General features: G+C 36.4%; 3 protein-coding genes. 2 read left to right on the top strand and 1 reads right to left on the bottom strand.

All coding sequences use genetic code 11. The annotated features are described in order from the left end of the window. Nucleotides 1-375: 375 nt before the first annotated feature. Nucleotides 376-1,047 (top strand): alpha/beta fold hydrolase, encoded by a 672-nt coding sequence (locus DD627_RS04310; protein ID WP_286984581.1) that lies wholly within the window; start codon nt 376-378, stop codon nt 1,045-1,047. Between the two features lie 267 nt (nt 1,048-1,314). Then, nucleotides 1,315-2,520 carry a metal-dependent hydrolase family protein gene (locus DD627_RS04305; RefSeq protein WP_260274673.1) on the top strand — a complete coding sequence of 402 codons (1,206 nt, stop codon included), beginning with the start codon at nt 1,315-1,317 and terminating at the stop codon, nt 2,518-2,520. 198 nt (nt 2,521-2,718) lie between these two features. Here DD627_RS04305 and DD627_RS04300 read toward each other — a convergent pair. Continuing rightward, nucleotides 2,719-2,940 (bottom strand): helix-turn-helix domain-containing protein (locus DD627_RS04300; protein WP_286984579.1); only part of this gene is annotated, 222 nt, incomplete at its 5' end.

Genomic DNA, 2,940 nt, shown 5'->3' with positions numbered 1-2,940 from the left:
CACAAGAATCGACATCGACAGGAGTAAGAAAGATTTTCGTTCCGAAAATCATCATTACTAGGCGGAATAGTGGGCACGACTTGGATCCGCAAACCACGTCTCCAAGCTCGCGGCCTTTATCTAAGCGAAACCCGCTAAGATAAACGACATTACTGAGCCCATTTGCTTCCAGACTAAGTCTAATCTTTGCGATCAACTCACTGATATAATAATTCTGATACTTTCAACCTTTGGTTAACTGGTGAAATTATGAAGTTTAGAACAACAGATAATGTAGAACTTGATTTTTTGGATCGTGGCAAAGGATACCCAGTTATCTTCATATCGGGTTTTGGTGGCTATAAAGAAATTTGGATGCTGTAGGTTAACTATTTATTGAAAATGGGCTATCGCGTAATTACGTATGATCATCGCAATCAAGGTAGTTCGCAAAGAGTTGAAACAAATGATTCTTTAGCGAGATTAATCTTGGATTTAAGAGAGCTCATTCAGTATTTACAAGTTAAAAATCCAATTTTAATTGGACATTCAATGGGAGCGAGTGTTTGTTATGGCTATCTTGCTCAATTTGAAGATGTGGCGGGTGTCATTAGCGTTGATCAAACTCCCAAGATGTTGAACACCTCTGAATGGCAGTATGGCTTTTTAAATGCTACTATTCAAAATTACCGTCAGCTAGCTAAGTCATCACCTAAAGTGAGAGAAACGCTTCATGGAATTGATTCACGAGTTGAATCCGGATTGCTAAAGCAAAAGAATAACTATTCCTTTAACCGTTCTAAAAATGTGAATCTCTTATTAGATCATTTTAAACAGGATTGGGTTTCAACCCTGGAGACCACAAAGATACCAGTTTTGTTGATTGCGGCTATCCAGAGTCCCTATTATGATGCTAATTTCGTGGATGCTGTGGCGAAAAGCAATTCGATGATTAGTAGGGCAAAATTAACTAATTGTGGGCATGTGATTATGGCTGAGATTCCAAACGAGTTTAATCAACTTTTAAGGCATTTTGTATTAAAAAATCGTTATCGACAATTACAATAATCAAAGATAAAGGCACAAATATCAAAACCAACCTGGTTTGATGTTTGTGCCTTTATTTAGTAGTCAAATCTATAATAGATGATCAAATAAGTTTTAAGAAAACAGAATAGGCTAATTTAAGCACAAATAAAAGTCATTTCAAATGATTTTGTAAGTTGAGATGTCCCGAAAAGAATTGACTGATCAAACGATTAGACTATAATTTGGTAAACGATTTGAACTTCTAGTTCACGTTGTTTTTGCAATATTAATACGAGGAGAGTTCACATGAAGAAAACATACTTTAATTCAAACTTATTTAATGGTGTTGATAACAAAATTATTGCCGATGCTTGGTTTACGGTGGATGAGGAAACAGGAAAGATTACTGAAACTGGGACAAGGGCTCCAGCGAGCAATAATGAAGGTGAGGATTTACACGGACAATACGTGATGCCAGGGTTAATTAATGCGCATACACATATCATGGATAATCCTGTTTCAAATCAATTGGAATTCTTATCAGAAACAGAAATTGCTTTTACAGCTTTGCGTAATTTAAAGGATCTCCTTTATTCTGGAGTGACGTATATTCGCGATTGCGGCTGTGCATTTAACGTAGATTTGAAATTACATAAGTTACAAGAACAAGGTAAGCTTTCGGGGACGGAAATTGTGCCAAGTGGCCGACCAATCTCAATCTTAGGTGGTCATGGCGATTTTCGAGAAAACGAAGACGGCAGTGTCAATTTTTCCTATTTAGTTAATTCTGGGGATGACGTTCGGAAAGCAGTCCGCGAAGCATTTAAGTTAGGAATAAAAAATATTAAAGTGATGTCCACAGGTGGAGTCATGTCAGCCAATGATCAGGTAGATGACACGGAATTAAGTGAAGTCGAAATGCAAGTTGCCGTGGAAGAAGCCCATTCGAAACACATGACGGTTGCGGCACATGCACAAGGCAATCAAGGAATTCAAAATGCATTGGATGCTGGCGTAGATTCAATTGAACATGGAATTTATATAGATGAGCATCAAGCAGACTTCATGCGTGATCATAATGTTTATTTAGTACCAACGCTAAATGCTTGCACATCCATTTCTAAATATGGAAAAGGTAAAATTCCAGATTACATGCTTACTAAAAACGAAAAGGTAAAAACAGATTTCTATAAAAATATCTCGATGGCTTTAAATAAAGGTGTGAAAATAGCTGTTGGTACTGATGCGGGGACACCGTTCAATACATTCAAAATGGGAACGTTGGAAGAACTGGCGTTGTTAGTCCATAAAATTGGTGCCACTCCTTACCAAGCCTTATTGGGTACCACAAGTTATGCAGCACAGTTGCTACGGATTGATGATAATTATGGGAGTTTAGCTACCGGAAAAGTGGCTGATTTCTTAGTTTTGAAGGAAAATCCGTTAGATAAAATTGAGGCTGTGCAACAGTCGGATAAAGAAATTTACAAAAAGGGTCATAAAGTTCATTAACAAAAAAATATCATAATAAAAAGTCTCCACGTGTCTACACAAAGATAAAGCTCATTAGATATGCGGAGTCTTTTTTGTTAATTTTTTTAGTCAATGTGAAAAGTTTCGACAAATATTGGAACATAATTGACAACAATTGATGTCCTTTGTTGGAAAGCAGGATCCGAACAGTAAGTGATAATTTATCATTTATTACGTCTATTTTCGATCTTCCCCAGGAGTGGAATGATAAAATTCTTTATATTTATTGTAAAAGAAAGTTTTATTAGATATACCCACCCGTTCCATAATAGCTGTAATTGGTATTATCGTATTTGTAATCATGCTGTGAGCCTGAATTAAACGTTCTTGGGTTAGTATTTCGCTAAAGGTTTTCCCCACCTCTTCCTTAAATAAATTGAGAGTGTCAAATTTTATGTG

The sequence above is a fragment of the Pediococcus sp. genome, from assembly GCF_003533255.1.
Taxonomy (GTDB): domain Bacteria; phylum Bacillota; class Bacilli; order Lactobacillales; family Lactobacillaceae; genus Pediococcus; species Pediococcus parvulus.
Note: the sequence above shows the minus strand (reverse complement) of the source record. Positions and strands in the feature narration are given on the sequence as shown.